At 42.6% G+C, this 16,552-nt stretch carries 21 protein-coding genes; 10 read left to right on the top strand and 11 right to left on the bottom strand.

Features of this window, described 5'->3' with window-relative positions:
* Positions 1-743: 743 nt before the first annotated feature.
* Positions 744-1,067 carry a hypothetical protein gene (locus tag CDC37_RS13785; protein WP_096622534.1) on the bottom strand — a complete coding sequence of 108 codons (324 nt, stop codon included), beginning with the start codon at positions 1,065-1,067 and terminating at the stop codon, positions 744-746.
* A 743-nt stretch (positions 1,068-1,810) separates the two neighbouring features.
* On the opposite strand from CDC37_RS13785, the gene CDC37_RS13780 reads away from it, so the two are divergent.
* Both CDC37_RS13780 and CDC37_RS13775 read left to right on the top strand, forming a co-directional pair.
* A complete protein-coding gene (locus tag CDC37_RS13780; protein WP_096622533.1) occupies positions 1,811-2,056 on the top strand; it encodes a type II toxin-antitoxin system Phd/YefM family antitoxin in 246 nt (81 codons plus the stop codon).
* Positions 2,053-2,448 carry a type II toxin-antitoxin system VapC family toxin gene (locus tag CDC37_RS13775; RefSeq protein WP_096622532.1) on the top strand — a complete coding sequence of 132 codons (396 nt, stop codon included), beginning with the start codon at positions 2,053-2,055 and terminating at the stop codon, positions 2,446-2,448. Before CDC37_RS13780 ends, CDC37_RS13775 begins: the two co-directional genes overlap by 4 nt.
* 896 nt (positions 2,449-3,344) lie before the next feature.
* Here CDC37_RS13775 and CDC37_RS13765 read toward each other — a convergent pair.
* The 5 genes from CDC37_RS13765 to CDC37_RS25805 form a co-directional block, all read right to left on the bottom strand.
* Positions 3,345-3,731: a DUF5615 family PIN-like protein gene (locus CDC37_RS13765; protein WP_096622530.1), complete on the bottom strand. Its 387-nt coding sequence runs from the start codon at positions 3,729-3,731 to the stop codon at positions 3,345-3,347.
* Positions 3,728-3,961, bottom strand: coding sequence for a DUF433 domain-containing protein (locus tag CDC37_RS13760; protein WP_096622529.1), 234 nt, complete (start codon positions 3,959-3,961; stop codon positions 3,728-3,730). The genes CDC37_RS13765 and CDC37_RS13760 overlap by 4 nt, the downstream gene beginning before the upstream one ends.
* Positions 3,962-4,092: 131 nt before the next feature.
* The gene (locus tag CDC37_RS25525; protein WP_255408807.1) at positions 4,093-4,221 is read right to left on the bottom strand and encodes a hypothetical protein; all 129 of its coding nucleotides are present in this window, start codon (positions 4,219-4,221) and stop codon (positions 4,093-4,095) included.
* 36 nt (positions 4,222-4,257) lie between these two features.
* Complete coding sequence (locus CDC37_RS13755) at positions 4,258-4,542, bottom strand: DUF433 domain-containing protein (protein WP_231943061.1); 285 nt, start codon at positions 4,540-4,542, stop codon at positions 4,258-4,260.
* 123 nt (positions 4,543-4,665) lie between these two features.
* Positions 4,666-4,866 carry a DUF3291 domain-containing protein gene (locus CDC37_RS25805; RefSeq protein WP_096622528.1) on the bottom strand — a complete coding sequence of 67 codons (201 nt, stop codon included), beginning with the start codon at positions 4,864-4,866 and terminating at the stop codon, positions 4,666-4,668.
* 69 nt (positions 4,867-4,935) lie between these two features.
* Here CDC37_RS25805 and CDC37_RS13745 point away from each other — a divergent pair, with 69 nt between their 5' ends.
* Complete coding sequence (locus tag CDC37_RS13745; RefSeq protein ID WP_096626211.1) at positions 4,936-5,982, top strand: aspartate carbamoyltransferase catalytic subunit; 1,047 nt, start codon at positions 4,936-4,938, stop codon at positions 5,980-5,982.
* A 2-nt stretch (positions 5,983-5,984) separates the two neighbouring features.
* On the opposite strand, the gene CDC37_RS13740 is transcribed toward CDC37_RS13745, so the two are convergent.
* Both CDC37_RS13740 and cruF read right to left on the bottom strand, forming a co-directional pair.
* Positions 5,985-6,245: a hypothetical protein gene (locus CDC37_RS13740; RefSeq protein ID WP_096622527.1), complete on the bottom strand. Its 261-nt coding sequence runs from the start codon at positions 6,243-6,245 to the stop codon at positions 5,985-5,987.
* A 146-nt stretch (positions 6,246-6,391) separates the two neighbouring features.
* Positions 6,392-7,300 (bottom strand): gamma-carotene 1'-hydroxylase CruF, encoded by a 909-nt coding sequence (gene cruF, locus CDC37_RS13735; protein WP_096622526.1) that lies wholly within the window; start codon positions 7,298-7,300, stop codon positions 6,392-6,394.
* Between the two features lie 336 nt (positions 7,301-7,636).
* Here cruF and CDC37_RS13730 point away from each other — a divergent pair, with 336 nt between their 5' ends.
* Together CDC37_RS13730 and leuC are read left to right on the top strand one after the other, a co-directional pair.
* Entirely contained in the window at positions 7,637-8,080 is a 444-nt protein-coding gene (locus CDC37_RS13730; protein WP_096626209.1) for a hypothetical protein, read from the top strand.
* A gap of 50 nt (positions 8,081-8,130) precedes the next feature.
* Positions 8,131-9,540, top strand: coding sequence for a 3-isopropylmalate dehydratase large subunit (gene leuC / locus CDC37_RS13725; protein ID WP_096622525.1), 1,410 nt, complete (start codon positions 8,131-8,133; stop codon positions 9,538-9,540).
* A gap of 23 nt (positions 9,541-9,563) precedes the next feature.
* Here leuC and CDC37_RS13720 read toward each other — a convergent pair whose 3' ends face one another.
* The gene (locus CDC37_RS13720; protein WP_096622524.1) at positions 9,564-9,893 is read right to left on the bottom strand and encodes a DUF565 domain-containing protein; all 330 of its coding nucleotides are present in this window, start codon (positions 9,891-9,893) and stop codon (positions 9,564-9,566) included.
* Between the two features lie 829 nt (positions 9,894-10,722).
* On the opposite strand from CDC37_RS13720, the gene CDC37_RS13715 reads away from it, so the two are divergent.
* Entirely contained in the window at positions 10,723-11,340 is a 618-nt protein-coding gene (locus CDC37_RS13715) for a hypothetical protein (protein WP_096622523.1), read from the top strand.
* A gap of 118 nt (positions 11,341-11,458) precedes the next feature.
* Here the strand turns inward: CDC37_RS13715 and CDC37_RS13710 are convergent, their stop codons facing one another.
* Positions 11,459-11,743: a DUF427 domain-containing protein gene (locus CDC37_RS13710; protein WP_096622522.1), complete on the bottom strand. Its 285-nt coding sequence runs from the start codon at positions 11,741-11,743 to the stop codon at positions 11,459-11,461.
* A 481-nt stretch (positions 11,744-12,224) separates the two neighbouring features.
* On the opposite strand from CDC37_RS13710, the gene CDC37_RS13705 reads away from it, so the two are divergent.
* The 4 genes from CDC37_RS13705 (at position 12,225) to CDC37_RS13690 (ending at position 15,368) form a co-directional block, all read left to right on the top strand.
* Positions 12,225-12,737: an inorganic diphosphatase gene (locus CDC37_RS13705; protein ID WP_096626207.1), complete on the top strand. Its 513-nt coding sequence runs from the start codon at positions 12,225-12,227 to the stop codon at positions 12,735-12,737.
* 183 nt (positions 12,738-12,920) lie between these two features.
* Positions 12,921-13,304, top strand: a complete 384-nt coding sequence (panD, locus tag CDC37_RS13700; protein WP_096626205.1) for an aspartate 1-decarboxylase — start codon at positions 12,921-12,923, stop codon at positions 13,302-13,304.
* A gap of 14 nt (positions 13,305-13,318) precedes the next feature.
* Positions 13,319-14,221 carry an MBL fold metallo-hydrolase gene (locus CDC37_RS13695; RefSeq protein ID WP_096622521.1) on the top strand — a complete coding sequence of 301 codons (903 nt, stop codon included), beginning with the start codon at positions 13,319-13,321 and terminating at the stop codon, positions 14,219-14,221.
* 187 nt (positions 14,222-14,408) lie between these two features.
* Positions 14,409-15,368: a 50S ribosomal protein L11 methyltransferase gene (locus CDC37_RS13690; RefSeq protein ID WP_096622520.1), complete on the top strand. Its 960-nt coding sequence runs from the start codon at positions 14,409-14,411 to the stop codon at positions 15,366-15,368.
* Positions 15,369-15,798: 430 nt separating this feature from the next.
* On the opposite strand, the gene CDC37_RS13685 is transcribed toward CDC37_RS13690, so the two are convergent.
* The gene (locus tag CDC37_RS13685; protein ID WP_231943060.1) at positions 15,799-16,443 is read right to left on the bottom strand and encodes a 4Fe-4S single cluster domain-containing protein; all 645 of its coding nucleotides are present in this window, start codon (positions 16,441-16,443) and stop codon (positions 15,799-15,801) included.
* Positions 16,444-16,552 lie beyond the last annotated feature (109 nt).

Below are 16,552 nucleotides of genomic sequence, written 5' to 3'. Positions count from 1 at the left end.
ACTTTAACTGTTGACAGTCATAACGGGACTTAACGAATGCGCAGTTAAACTGTAAAATCTCAAATTGTGGTGCAGGCATCCTGCCTGCTTATTGTATACGCGGGTTTCAGAATATTTCTTGCCAGGTGGGGAAGCTTTTTCGGCAGCCTTGGCAATTTTAACAGTTTTAACCCAGCTGGGATACGGCTTTAATCCTTAGATTCGCGATATGCCTTCGGCATATCGCCAACAAGGTGATTGCTGTTACGAAGGCTCGTAGCAAAACACCCAGCAAGTTGCAAGGAGGTGCGATTGCTAACCAGGCGATTAGGGTAAGCGGCAAACCGATCTGCAATCCAATTAGTAGAGCGATCATATTGTTTTGCCAATTTAAATCTCTGTCGCTCATGCACAAGGTGCTAGTACTGTTGACTTTCCCAACGATCGAGGCAAAGAGTCTTAAGATACTCAATATAGCGGTCTAACGTCATCGAATTTAGCGGTTGCTTGAAAATAAGCTACTCACCCGTGTGTTTCGTCCATTCGCTCCAATGAGTAGTTAGACACGATGAGTGAAGCAACTTGGACTAGAAATATTGTACCGCCATTAACGAGATTTTGGGTGATTTAGTGAAGGGTGATCGCCCCCACAAACCCCACAACCAAGCCTTACAACCGCAGTCAAAAAACTGCACCACTCAAACTGTTCAACTCCAAAAAGAAGCTTACTATTGCCCGTCACAATGCAATGTCAAACAGATATGTCATGCGATCAAAATCCCAGCAACTTTATCTCCATCCATGGCCATGCGTGCCACAAATTCGTCCCCACCATCTTCAAAACTTAGCTTCCACAAATAGATATGGAAAACATTCTGTTGAAGACGACCAAAATAAGTAATTGAATATCCCTTTTCCATGCGTGGAGCGAGTTGCTCACTAACACCCTCAAACATTTGTTTTGTAATACCCGCTTTGTGGAATGAATTACCCACTGTTGTAAAAAGCTCGTAATTTCCCGATGCAGTGGCATCCAAAATAATCTGCAAACAATCGATGACATTTTGAGGAGGGGTTGTGAGATTCATATTCTTGAAGATGCTAGACACACTTTACCCTGGTTGATTCGGCGTCAGGCGGCAACAAACTGTTTGCGGAATCGCGCTGCAATCATTCCTTGGATTTGATTGAAAGTCCGAACAATCCGCCCGATAGAATGACAAGGATCACTGCAATCACACTTCCAACAATCGTCCAGCCACCAGAAGCTAATGTAAACGAGAGTGTGAGGAATAGCAGACATCCCATGAGAGAGACAAAAGCCCAAAACTCTATCTTCTTATTCATACCAGTCCGTTCCTTATCATCTTGTGTGGTGCGTTCTGGTTCCTATTCACTGCTGGAAAACCAATACCTATTCATTGGTAGCACCGCTAGATTTTTGATAGCATATGTTGCTTTATACTGCCCAACTATATTATTATATGGAATACTTCCGTATAATCTTTTCCTAAATCTCATATATATCAAGCATCATAGCTACCTCTTTTCCTATATTACACGGAAAACTTCGTTTTTCTGTTCTCATTTTGGATATTATACCGATTTTTTCCGTATAAAATCCCTCCTCAGAAAGATTATATAGAATTTTTCCGTATAAGTTCAGGGGTTGCAAAGAGCTTTTCTGTATAACATCCGAATTATGGACACTATACAGAATTTTCTGGGTGTTTTTATCTTATAGAGCAACGCCCTAGGTAGGGCTAACTTACCGTTGCAAAATCACCGCAATGGAAATAAACTAAGTTTATAGACTTAGTTTTTTCAGCGTATGGAAACTGTAAATATCCATCAAGCCAAGACCAACCTCTCTCGGCTATTGTCCCGTGTAGAACAGGGAGAGGAAATCGTTATTTCCAACCGAGGTATCCCCATTGCGAAACTTGTTCCCTTTCGGACATCCTTAGATCGACGGTCTAGTTTGGGACAGGATCGAGGTCTGTTTACTGTGCCAGATGACTTTAATGCTCCTTTACCAGAAGATATTTTGGTAGCATTTGAAGGTGGCGCAGAGTGAGACTTTTGCTGGATACACAATGCTGGTTATGGTGGTTTGCTCAACCAGAAAAGTTAAATGAGAACGTGATTGAGCAAATTGTGGATGAAACCAATGAAGTATGGTTATCAGTTGCCAGTGTTTGGGAGATGGGAATTAAAGTTTCCATTGGTAAGCTGCCACTGCCAAAGCAAATAGATGATTATGTCTCTACTCGCATGACTCAACTAGGAGCTAGATCGTTAGAAATCACCGCTTCTCATGCTTTGCGGGTGGCTGCATTACCTTTACATCATCGTGACCCTTTTGACAGAATGCTAATTGCCCAAGCTCAGGTAGAAGACATGACACTTGTGAGTGCAGATTCAACATTTAAGCAATATAAAGTCTGTTTACTCTGGGCAGCTAGCTAGTTCCTAGTTTTGATCAAGCTTCAAAATTGGTATCAGAAAACCACATAAAGCCGCCGCGATCGCCATCAGTTACTGGGCAGTTAAAATAAATAAAAATCTCTCTTTCGGGTTACTAAACCATCGCCGCTCATCCCTCTAGACTAATATCTAGATAACTAGATTTCGAGCGAACGAATCGCACCTTTATTGCTGCGTTGGTATCGCAACTACTGTTCACCCTTAATTTTTCGTATCATTTCAAAACCGCCAAATATACTAACCAGCAGAAAGCTTCCTCCTATAAATATCGCATAAGGTCGCCTATCGTATAGCTTTTGTAGAACTAAATCCTTCTGATTGGGGTTTTTGAGAAATGATTGAATAGTCTTAGCTTGCTCAGAGTTGAACCCGTTTAATCTAATTTCCTCTTGAGTTTGAGTTATTAATAGGTTGAACCATTCACTCTCAATAGGTTTTTCATAGGTCACATTCTTTATTTCACGCAGTAAGATATCCTGTTTTGTGCGATAGGTTTGCCTAACTATTTATTAGACTGAACTTTCCCCCAAGCAAAAAGAGCTAACTGTTGTCCAGAGTAAGTTTCAAGTTTTTTTTTGATTCGCTCTTACAGAGTACAAATTGCCAAAGGGTCTTGCGATAGGAATTTGAAGCGTTGAGCCCCTATTTCTCATCGTACCACGGATGTGCTAATCCTACTCTTGCTGACATGGGTACATATATCTTAGTATTAAAAGCTAGATTCTTTAGCTGACAAGGGCTAAAGGGGTGTTTAGTACATCAGCACCGGGGAAGTTCCTGAATTTGAGACATGAGTTCAGCTAATGACATTTGAGAATCTCTTCGTCTGAGGGCTGATGAAAGGAAGCGATCGCCCTCTTATTTTACCAACGCAGTGTTTAGATATCACTTCGTCGAATTGGAAGTTTACGAACACGCACTGAGTCATCGCTAATAGTAATTGCCGCACCTTCTGTTAGTTCGGTTTCTACAGTAGGTAAAACAGCTAAGAGTCTTTGAGCAACCACATCAGGTTTGGCAGAAGACAACCGTAATGTAATCAAACTGGGCACTCCATAATTACTGAGAGCCACCAGCATGGAAAAATCTAAGTCTTGTGTTAAAACAACTTTGCCTTCCACTCTGGCAAGTTCTAAAATCTCCGCATCGGAAGCAGTCGCAGGCAACAAGTCTGTAATCCGCACTGTATCGTAGCCCTGTGACCTTAAAGCCTCAACAGTCAAAGGAGAGATATGAACGTCAGCCAGCAAGAGCAGACTACTCATGCTGAAGTAAAGCTAACAATACGATCAGATACAGCCCAAGCCGCATAATTAAGAGCCTGACGAAGATCCTCTTCCTCTAACTCCGGGTAAGCCTCTAGAACTTCCTGAATAGATAAGTGGCTAGCCAGCAGTTTCAAGACAAATCCCACAGTGATACGCATTCCCCGAATAGTCGGCTGCCCAAGACACACTTGTGGATTAATAGTAATACGATCTAGGTCTCTAGTCACTGTGGGACTCCTGATATAGACTCCTCATATCGTCAATATCCCCCTATTATACAGAATTTTGTTCTAAACAGGACTTAACCCGGATTTCTCACCAAGGTTGAAAAAAGAGGGGTCAAAAACTGCCAACATATTTATTGCAGAACAATCCTAGCAGTTTCAAGTATGACCTTAGTACCAGTATTTCCTGTTGGATTGAACTCAACAACAACTGCACTAAACGCCAGCGATCGCCAATAGGTAACTGTAATGCCTGCTGACATCGTTCGTATTGTCAAAATTCTCATCAGCCAGAAACTTCAACATGCTTCTTGTTCTTTTCTACGAGCAAGAAGGTGATCGCGCAAACCTTGTGGGTCAAATCTCACTTGATTCATTTCACGAATCTCTTGTGCTTGCTGCCGTCGCTGCTGCAAGTAGGCTTCTACCTCTTCTACCTCTGATTGGTGATTGAGATAGAAGGCGATCGTGGCGTAAACATCAGCTAATTTTAGTGAAGGATACCGATAAACAATTTCTTCTGTTGTTGCGCCTTGATTAAAGACAGCGACCACAGTATCTAATGTGACGCGAGTTTGTCCCACGAGAATTACACCATCTTCTATTTGCCTTCAAAGGAGCAGGTTCAGCCACAATTGCTAAGGTCATAAGCATCTTCAAGTTCAATATCCTGATGGTAGCAAATCTTCGTCTGCCTCAAAAGATTGCTAGAGTGCTGGGTATGAGTCAAAAGGAGGTGGGGCGAATTCTTCGGGCACTTGGTCAGGAGACGGAAACGGATACTTGAAATTAAACGCCCAATGACTAACACCATGCTCGTTCAGGTGATTTAATCTTTGCTTTGCTTTTGTGACACTTGGAATATGTCCTGCCTCCACCCACCACAGTGCAAAGTATATTCTCCCGATTCTTAACTCCCAACTGCCTGTTCAATAAATGGTATCATCTTTCCTGCAATGCATTCAACAGTGGCACAAATGCGATCTCGTCGAGAAGCCGCGCAGAGCGGGTCAACGTCAAATTGGAATCGTCACCACATTCTTTCCCTCGCGGATTTTACCCCAGGGGAATATAACACAGTTTTACAGACTGCAACTAGTTTACAGGAAGTGCTTTCTGGCAAGATGAAAAAAGTCCCCACCCTTCAGGGACAACTGGTGACTAACCTCTTTTTTGAACCATCTACCCGTACCCGCAGTAGTTTTGAACTAGCAGCGAAACGCTTAAGTGCAGATATTCTCAACTTTGCCGCAGCCACATCCTCCATGACCAAGGGAGAAACAATTCTCGATACTGCGAAAACCTATTTGGCAATGGGTACGGATATCATGGTGATTCGTCACAAAGAAGCAGGAGTACCCCAGGCGATCGCTGCGGAAATGGATCGACTGGGTGTCCGGGTCGGTATTCTCAATGCTGGTGATGGACAGCACGAACACCCTTCCCAAGCTCTACTGGATCTTTTTACCATTTGTAATTTAATTGACCCTGGTCAACCTTGTATCGAATTGCTTCAGGGGAAAAAAATTGCCATTGTCGGGGATATACTCCATTCCCGTGTTGCTCGTTCTAATATTTGGAGTTTAACTGCCAGTGGAGCAGAAGTCCATCTTGCTGCACCACCTACCTTGTTACCTAAATGGTTTGAGGATTTTGTCAAACAACCAGAATCTCACCCAACAGCTGGTTTATCTCGCCATTTACAGATACACTGGCAACTGGAACCAGCCCTCCGGAATGCGGATTTTGTCATGACCCTACGGTTACAAAAGGAGCGCATGACCGCCCATCTGATTCCTAGTTTACGGGAATACCACCAACAGTTTGGTATCACCCGCAGTCGTCTCCAACTTTGTCAACCGGATGTGAAGGTTTTACACCCAGGTCCAGTGAATCGGGGTGTGGAAATTAGTTCGGATTTAATGGACGACCCCCAATTTAGTCTAATTCAATCCCAGGTTACTAGTGGGATTGCTGTACGAATGGCTTTGCTTTACCTCATCGGTCGCGGACAGGGAGATTGATTTTATGCGTTGAGATTGGCTTGAGCTTGTAACCACGGATCAACGGGTTGGCCATCTTTACGACGTAATTCGATTTCGATGACCATGACCAGTTTGGAACCGGGAGGTGCGGGTTTTTGATGAAAGATGATCTCAAAATCAGCTGGGTTTTGATTATGTTCCTTGAGCCAATCTTGAACTTTGGTGGTAGCAAAAAAAGATTGTCCCGTCTCGAACATACGGGTAATCTGCATTTGTAAAGAGTAAGGATCTAAACGGGGCATTTTCCCACCTAATTTTATGGATAGAATACAGGATATAAGATGGCAAATTTTGTCGTTGATTTACTGTTGACGGTTGACGATTAACACTCAACAGTCAACAGTTAACGGTTAACTACTGCCTAAGTAAAAAACTGCTAACTTGCTAACTATTCTACAGCTACTTTAACTGAAGCAATAGCAACCTGATTATTAAGAGTCTCGGTGGTATTAAGTGCATCATTGTGAATCGCTTTCCACCACAAACTGGTTGCAGGAATAACCCCAAAAACGCATCCTAAAGCCACTGGGACAAAAAAGCCAGCACCTAAACTTAAACCCGCAGCAAAGGCAAAATTACTTAAATAAACAATAATCGGCACAGTTAAATGCGATCGCTTGAGTTGAATCTGAGCATTACGCCATAAAATCGCTGCTACACCCATAAATAAGGCGCTGGTTCCGAACCAACCTAGGTAGTTTTGATAGGGTGTGCCATAAAAAGCACCAGGTGTAGCCCAAGCCCAAAATGGCATAATTGTCTGACTCATGGCTGGTTCGAGGGCAAAATCCCAACAAGTGAACAGTATCGCTCCCACAACTACTGCTCCAATTTGCCGTTTCCAAGTCGGGTTTTGACTGACACTCAAACCCGCGCGAGCAATTAAATAGGCAGAAATACCCACATAAAACCACGACAAAGGGATGGTAAAAGGTACTAAACCAGCAATTTTGTAGCCTAAACCACTCAAATAACTGTAATCACCGAAGGGGAAACCCGTACTTGTACCCAGTAGTTCGCTACCAACGGATATGAAAATGGCTGGTAACATAAAACTGAGCCATCTTGTTAATCCCAGCGTCCTGAAGGCAAAAATTGATACTGCTATAGTGCCTAAGACGATATCTACCACACCTCCGTCTGTCAAACTCAGGTGCATTGCTTTTTCGCCCACATCACCCCAATTCAGGACAAAGTTTGCATTGGGAATAACAATTAAAATTCCTACTAATCCAAATACTTTCGCGAGTATATGCCCTGTTAAGCATACACGTTCTACAATTACAACTTGTCTCATGAGAATCCCTTAATCAAGATATGCCCTATGGCTACTATGCTGCTAACAGTTTACAAATGTTTAAGAAAATTTTTAACCTAATTTTGGGTTTTGGGCAAAATCATTAGGATTTGAGGATGGAGAATAGTTAGGAGACGGGAGTAATCTTTTCTATTCATTCCGGTGATTGGGTTTTTCGGATTGCTGTAGATTATGGGGTGTATGGGGTGGGGTAATAGTAGCTCTAGTTCCGAAAAAGCTTTAAAATAAAGGCGCTATGAGCGCTACTGCGTGCCTTTCTGTTTCCGCAAACCCGGTTTAATCCAAAATCCAAAATTGTTTGATTTTAATTACACAATGGTTCAATTCCAACGTCTACCGTGGATATCACTGATATTAATGTTGCTCACCTATTCTAGTTTGGGCTGGAATTTAGCGAATGCAAAACCGTCACTATATGGGTGGGGATTGATTGCGATCGCCATCCTTCTATTGATTGAATTATTAACTATACCCTGGAAAAGGTTAAATTACTATTCCCTGATTCTATTTCGCTCGGCTTTGCGCAGTTTCTTGATTTCGATTTTGGCTGCTTTTGTACTATTTCTCATGATTTCCAGATTTCGTCTGTTTCTAGATGTCCTGGTTATCCTTGCAGCCACAATTTTGGCACGCATCGACTTTCAAACGACAAAGTTCTCGCGAACCCAGACTTTTTGGACGTTGGCTGGTTTATCCCTCACTGGTTTGTTGATCGGATTTATGCTGGAACAATTGGATTTTAGATTTTGGATGAGGTAGAGACCGTTTTTTGCTAATATCGAAGATCCGACCGCATTACGGATGTCAACATGAGCAAAGGAACCTTATTCGATAAAGTTTGGGATTTACATACAGTTGGTGTGCTGCCTTCTGGACAAACACAGTTATTTATCGGCTTACACCTAATCCATGAAGTCACCAGTCCCCAAGCCTTTGCCATGTTGCGGGAACGCGGTTTAAAAGTCCTGTTTCCCGAACGTACTGTGGCTACGGTTGATCATATTGTTCCCACCGCGAATCAAGCCCGTCCCTTTGCTGATACTTTAGCAGAGGAGATGATGCAAGAACTAGAAAAAAATGTTCAGGAACACAATATTCGCTTCTACAATATCGGTTCCGGTAATCAGGGTATTGTCCATGTCATTGCTCCAGAACTGGGATTAACCCAACCGGGGATGACTATAGCCTGTGGAGATAGCCATACTTCTACCCACGGTGCATTTGGAGCGATCGCGTTTGGTATTGGTACAAGTCAAGTCCGTGATGTGTTGGCTTCCCAAACCCTTTCCCTGTCTAAATTAAAAGTCCGCAAAATCGAGGTCAACGGAGCCTTGAAACCGGGTGTTTACGCTAAAGATGTAATTTTACATATTATCCATACCCTAGGTGTTAAAGGTGGGGTTGGCTATGCCTATGAATACGCTGGTAGCACCTTTGCCAATATGAATATGGAAGAGCGGATGACCGTGTGTAATATGTCCATCGAAGGGGGAGCTAGGTGCGGTTATGTCAACCCTGACCAAGTTACCTATGATTACCTCCAAAACCGGGAATTCGCTCCCCAGGGTGCGGACTGGGACAAAGCCGTTGCTTGGTGGGATTCCCTGCGCAGTGATGTCGATGCGGTGTATGATGATGTGGTTGTGTTTAATGCTGAAGATATCCCCCCCACGGTAACTTGGGGAATTACTCCGGGACAAGGTATCGGTATTGACCAGATAATCCCTTCCCCTGATTATCTCCCTGACGAGGAACGATTTATCGCCAAAGAAGCCTACGAATACATGGATTTGGCCCCCGGACAACCCATTCGCGGCACAAAAATCGATGTTTGCTTTATTGGTAGTTGCACCAATGGACGGATTAGTGACCTGCGGGAAGCAGCAAAAGTAGCTCAAGGTCGTCGAGTCGCCAATGGAATTAAAGCCTTTGTTGTCCCTGGTTCGGAACGGGTCAAAAAACAAGCGGAAGCCGAAGGACTTGACCGTATATTTACGGAAGCAGGTTTTGAATGGCGTGAACCAGGTTGTTCCATGTGTTTAGCCATGAATCCTGATAAACTCATGGGTAGACAAATTAGTGCTTCCTCCTCCAACCGTAATTTTAAAGGTCGTCAAGGTTCCGCTTCCGGACGGACTTTATTGATGAGTCCAGCGATGGTTGCTGCTGCTGCGATCGCTGGTGAAGTCACCGATGTCCGTGAGTTTTTGCAAGGGTGAACAGTCGAGTCGGCTTTCTTGTTTTAGGAACCCAATTTAAAGGCTTCAATAAACAAGCTATAAATAAAACCGATTTTGAAAATATTAATCATTTCCACCCATCCCCCCCTTTTCATACTGGAACGGCGATAAAATATGAAACTAATGATTTCCGCTACGGCTGTAAGAATTGCGGCAATATAAATATCCAGGGTTGCGCGTTGTCCCGCAGTCGTGGAAATGGCAGTTCCCATGAAAACCCCAAAGAGAAAACTGATGATAATCATGGAGATGCGTCTCCAGGGGTTAGATAACCATTGTTGAGAACGTTGCGCGATCGCACTTACGAGTATATTTAAACGAGTATCTTGCATGGCTGTATGAATTAGGTGGTTAGGAAGTCGGAGATAGGAAAGAGTACAAGTTTTCTCAGGAGTTCCCCATTAACGTTTTTACACAACCGTTCGGCTGACGCTTACGGCAAAGCCAAGCATGAAAAACGTTTCGCCACTCTCCTTATCCCCTACTCCTGATTTAAAAGCAAGGGAAGACCCAGATTATATGGATCTTAAACACAGGTTATATTAAATATCGCTAAAATATGAATATGGACTTGATGTTTCCCGCTTTAATGGGGATAGGCACAGTGATTTGAGGAATATTTTACCCCAAGATTCTGTTGACTTTTCTCGTTGGAGGCGAAATAATCAGGTTTGTAATTTTGATATTTGATGCATTCCCTGACATACTTTTTTGTAAGTCAGTGCGACATGTTTTTTTTGACACAATTGAATAGAAAAATTAACGAAAATATTTGCCTATACCTAATCCAGAATGATTTAGGTATCAGTTTAGACATAAACCAATACCAATATTCTTGGTAAATTAATCTCTAACCACAAGAATCAGGGATTATCAGGCAAGATGATGTGATATATATAACTCTGTTTCCCTATCCATTGAGTGGCTGGATTTTTGAAATATTGGCGGTCTTCCCTCAAAGATTTCGACTGAATTAGCACCTAAATTCTTTAGTCGTGCTGATGATTTTAGATTCCTAGTCAAGACTTAAGTTTTGGCTGAGATATTTTTTATGGGCAGAGCAACAACAAACTCCTAGGGAACATTGAATATATCATTGATCCCCTGATATCTAAACCTATTTCTTTCTAAGTATTCTCTCAAATATAATTATTGATCCCGATGCAATCGATAAAGTCTCGTCGTTTATTTCTCCTTGCCTTCTGCTTGGGTACACTCGGTATATTTGCTGGATTTTACCAGTTCAGTGTCACATTTGAACCTGCCGTATCCGAAGTCGCAGCCATCTCCAAAGAGAATCATGCTCAAGATAGCGTATCCCAAGGAAGTAGCCTCGCGATCGCGGATACTGCCACGACTAACTCTACCACCACTACACCTAAGAAATTACTAGCCTATGGAAGTAACTTCAACAACAACGGTACTCAAGGGAAATTCCGTGCTAGTAACCAAACCGACCATCCAGTTCGCCTTGCCCTACTGACACGTAATCCAGAAAATCAAAGTCTTAAAAGTAACAGTCAATCAGCCAACCCAAGTAAAAACCACCTACCCGTCCACTGGGATTTTGCCCCCCAAGAAGGCAGTAGCACCGGGATGCTGCTATCCCTACCTAACGGAAACCTGACCCTAGAACCAGGAGATATAATTGTCGCCTTTGCCCAAGATGGCTCCCGTCGTTACTGGGGTCCCTACGTAGTCGGGGAAACACCATATCCCCTCTGGAATCCCCAAAGCCAAGAATGGCAGTTGATATTACCAGGGAATGGGGACAAATAATATTTAATTTTAGATTTTGGATTTTAGATTTTGCGGAAAGCTGGGGAAAGTAGACAAAATCTAGATTTTGCGTGAGGTCAGAAGCCGGTTTTATCCAAGAAACCTGACTTCTGAAATATTAAGGTTCCACTGTCACCCCACGCCAAAAAGCCACATAGCCTTCAATATTTTTGGCTTTTTCCTTCGCGCTGGGGTAGTACCAAGCAGCATCCTTATTTTGTTGACCATTGACAACTATTGTGTAATAGCTAGCTACACCTTTCCACGGACAGGTGGTGTGGGTAGTGCTGTCTTGAAAATACTCCCGATTAATTGTATCTGGAGGAAAATAGTGATTTCCCTCCACCACAATGGTCTCGTCGCTCTCCGCGAGGATAGCGCCGTTCCAAATTGCCTTTGCCATATTTATTTATTGTGAAAAAATTTACCTTGAATATTATGTAACATTTATCAATGGGATATATATACAAATCTTTAATATTAGGGAGTAGGGATTAGGGAATAGAGACCTGATTTGGTGCAGCCGTCCCCGAATCGGAGGATAGTGGGGAGTAGGGATAGTCCGTAGAGACGACCCGATGGGTCGTCTCTACAGGAGTGACCGAAATGTAATACCTACGCTAGTGCTCCATGTTATTTGAGGACAACCAAATAGGACAATAGATCATTTCTGCTCCCCTTCCAGAGGCGATATGTCGCGTCTCTACTCCCTATTTTCTCGCGAGGGATGGTGTTTGCAATCCAAAATCTAAAATCTAAAATCCAAAAATTGGCCTGTTTAGGCATAAAGGTACAAATAGTCCTAAAATTCTACACGGAGCTATTAAATAAATTAGCTGCGAATTTGATTTTCGAGTTTAACTGATTCAGCAAGGAGTTTGATTGTGGATTTATCGCTGATCCCAGCCCAGCCAAAGCCAGGTATTATTAATGTACTAATTGAAATTACTGGTGGTAGCAAAAATAAATACGAATTTGATAAGGATTTAAACGCTTTTACCCTCGATCGGGTGTTGTACTCATCGGTGAAATATCCCTATGATTACGGATTTGTCCCCAATACCTTAGCCGATGATGGCGACCCCCTAGATGGGATGGTGATGATGGATGAACCCACATTTCCTGGGTGTATAATAGCAGCACGACCAATTGGTATGTTAGAAATGATTGACGGCGGCGATCGCGATGAAAAAATTCTTTGTGTACCAGACAAAGATCCGCGTTATGCCAATGTTAAATCCCTGCGCGATGTTCCTCCCCACCGCCTTGATGAAATCGCTGAATTTTTCCGTTCCTACAAAAATCTGGAAAAGAAAGTGACGGAAATCCTTGGTTGGCAAGATGTGGATAAGGTTCAACCCCTAGTCGAACAATGTATTAAAGCCGGTGCTAAGTAGCTGAGGGATAGGGGTCAATTAAGGAGACAGAATACAGAATACGGTCGTCAGTAGGGAAAGGGGGTGGAGGGGAAATTGAATAATAAATAAATGATTAAATATCTAGTGCAGACGACCTGTCAGGTTGTCTCTACCTTACTCCCCGCACCCTATTTCCTGTTCCCCCATTCCCCATTGCTGGATATGCTACGCACAGTTTTATTGGCTAAGATTCATAATTGCACCTTGACGGCTGCAAATTTACATTATGTTGGCAGTATCAGTATTGACCGTATTCTCATGGAGCGTGCGGGTATACTACCATACGAACAGGTGCAAGTAGTGAACGTCACCAATGGAGAGCGTCTGGTTACATACGCAATTCCAGCTTCAGCTAATTCTGGAGCGATTGAGTTAAATGGGGCGGCAGCACGTCTAGGCATTTCTGGCGATCGCTTGATTATAATGTCTTACGGGCAGTTGTCTGAGAATGAGTTAAAAAACTACTCACCGACGGTTGTCATCGTTGATGAAAATAACCGAATTCTGGAAGTGCGTTACTACGATGACCTACTCAGTTCAATTTAAGCCCCCACATAATTATGTCAAATCCAGATTTGTCGCAACCTCAATCTAATTTAGTGACTCGGCGAATGTCAGAACATCAGCAGCAAGAACAAAGTGATTTTATTGTCCGATTTTGGGGTGTACGGGGTTTAATTCCCACCCCTGGTGTGAATTCTCACCGCTATGGGGGTAACACGGCTTGTTTGGAAATGGATATTGCTGGTAAATATTTGATTTTTGATGGGGGAACAGGGTTACGAATCCTGGGAAATAGTTGGAAAAATTTACCCCAACCAATTGAGGCTCATTTATTTTTTAGCAATTCCCAGTCAAATCATATCCAAGGTTTTCCCTTTTTTGCTCCCGCTTTTGTCAGTGAAAATTGTTTTCATATCTACGGAACAGCAGCATCGAATGGGGCTTCCATTAAACAATGTTTATGTGACCAAATGTTACAACCCCATTTCCCCTATCCTCTGCAAGCGATGCAGTCGGAATTGAAGTTTCATAATGTGGTTCCTGGGAATGGGATTGAGATTGATGGAATTATGGTGAACACTGCATTCGTCAATCAAAATCAAAAATCTATCGGTTTTCGAGTAACTTGGGGTAACTGTAGTGTCGCCTATGTGACGGATTTGTGTGAAAATATGGAACCGAGCGATCGTGATCGCACGATTGAGTTAGTACGGAATGTCGATTTATTGATTGCTAATGCAGCCTATACTCCCTTAATGCCCCGTAATTATGATGATAAGTCCCATTGGCAAGTAGCGGTGGATTTGGCAAGGGAAGTCAACGCAAAACAGTTGGTGATTTCTCACCACCACCCAGATGATAGTGATGAGTTTTTAGACGAAGCTCAATCGTTGATTCAACTGGCTTTCCCGAAGGGATTATTAGCCAGGGAGGGTTTAGAGTTAGTGGTAAACGGTTGATGGTTATATAGGAATTCAATTTGGTTTTTGACTGTATCTGTTAGGGACAGGGATAGTCCGTAGAGACGACCCGTTCGGTCGTCTCTACGGGGAATTTAACTTGCCAAATTGGTAAAATTCCCTTAAATTAACTCACCAGTCAACAAATAATCGCTCGTAGTTATAAATAAGGAAGATATCCCCAAATATGTCATGGATTGAATTAAGCTTGGATGCTACGGGTGAAGGGGTTGATTGGGTTTATAGTTTGTTAGCCAAAACAGGTTTTTGTCCAGAAATACGGATTGATAGGTATTCCTCAACAAATTTGACAAACTTGAGCAGTCCAACCCATACATGGGAATTTCACATTTGTTTATATTTAGCTTCAGATATTCAGGTTTATTCCCAGATACAGGTGATTGAGAATAGTTTTCATTCCCTCCAGCGTACTGGATTAGTCACCCAAATCAGGGAAAAACTAGTTGAGCAAATCCCCGTAACAGGGAATGTTTGGGTGAATGTCCAGGAAATCGGTGAAAAATTTGCGATCGCGAAATCCCACAACCCAGGTTTAGGCGATCGCATGATTATTAAAACCAGACCATCCCTAGCTTTTGGTAGCGGTTTTCACCCAGCTACCATATTGGCTCTACAACTGATGGAACGCCATATTCAAGAGGGAATGCGTGGATTAGACTTAGGTTGCGGTTCGGGAATACTCAGTGTAGCTCTGGCCAAATTAGGAACACAAGTTTTAGCCGTAGACAATGACGCGATCGCCACTCAAGCAACCCGTGAGATGGTTATAGACAACAATGTCGAGACCCAAGTTACTGTCAAGCAGGGTAGTTTAGGTAGCGGTAGTGATTTAGGACATTGGTTAGGGGGAGATATTCATCGTGGGGAAGATTTAACAGTGATTCCAGCAACTGCTAATTTTGATTTTATTGTTGCCAATATTCTCGGTCGGGTACATATCCAACTTGCATCGGAATATCAACAAGCTTTACGTCCTTCCACCACTGGAGGGATTTTGATTACTGCTGGTTTTAATCAAGATATGGAAAGTGAAGTGGAATCCGCATTAAGTCAAAACGGATTGAGATTAATCGACAGTATTTATTTAGATGAATGGGTCGGGTTTGTCCACCAATGTGGATTTTAGAGGATTTTGGATTTTGGATTTTGGATTTTAGATTTTGGATTAGAATTCAGGTTTTGATTACAATTATCTGATATTACGATTTTGGATTTGACATTTTGGATTCCAACCAAAATTATCATCTGTAGAGACGCGATATATCGCGTCTCCCGAAATCACCACGAAATATGATTAACCCAACCGTATTAGGACGCAATACGTAATATTTAATAAATACCAAATATCAGATGAAATATGTAATACATCCAGAAGATGAATCCAGAATATGAGACGCGATATGCAATAAATACAGAATATTCAGACGCAATACGTAATACATCCAGAATCTGAGACGCGATATGCAATAAATACAGAATATTCAGACACAATACGTAATACATCCAGAATCTGAGACGCAATATATTGCGTCTCTACATGTCAGATTGGTATACAATTAATCCGCTTCATTAAATACTAACTGTCCGCGATAACCTGTGACTAAACGACTACCATCTTTAAAAATATGTACCTCAATTTGGTCACTAGCCCAACTAATTTGCCCACTTAAAGCTGGATTAAAGATATGTACCCGTTGATTGCGGGAGGAAACCGGTGAATTCGGGTCATTAATGGCTTGAGATTGAATATAGGGACCATCAATCAAAATATCCAACTGGTCTAATAAATCTTGCGCACCAGCTGGGGCATAGGGTGATTGTAGCTGTTCTAGGGTAAATCCAGTAAATGACATCACATTTAAGCCCGCAGCTTTCACTTTCCGTGCTAAATTCGCTAAAGCTGGTGCTTGCCAAAATGGTTCTCCCCCGGAAAATGTCACCCCTTGATTGCGCTTATCAGCGATAATCCGCTCCGCTAAATGTTCCACCGACATCAACTGATTAATTTCAAATGACCAGGAAGCTGGATTAAAACATCCTCCACACTCGCGCATACAACCTTGTACCCAAAGCACTGCACGACATCCAGGTCCGTTAACTTCCGATGCGTCCACATACCCCATTGCATTGATATAACCTGGGGGTATGCTCATCAGTGAAAGATAGGGGTGAGTTTGGGAATGAGTTTGAGGTTTGGTCATGGTGAAATCAGTCCGGGATACAACAAATCCATCAACAATCAGCAGCTTAACGAGAAAATGTGAGAAACTTGTGAGCATTGCCTTGATGAAGAGGGAGCGGGGGGTGCAG

Origin of the sequence: Calothrix sp. NIES-3974, from assembly GCF_002368395.1 — a bacterium.
GTDB lineage: Bacteria > Cyanobacteriota > Cyanobacteriia > Cyanobacteriales > Nostocaceae > NIES-3974.
Note: the sequence above shows the minus strand (reverse complement) of the source record. Positions and strands in the feature narration are given on the sequence as shown.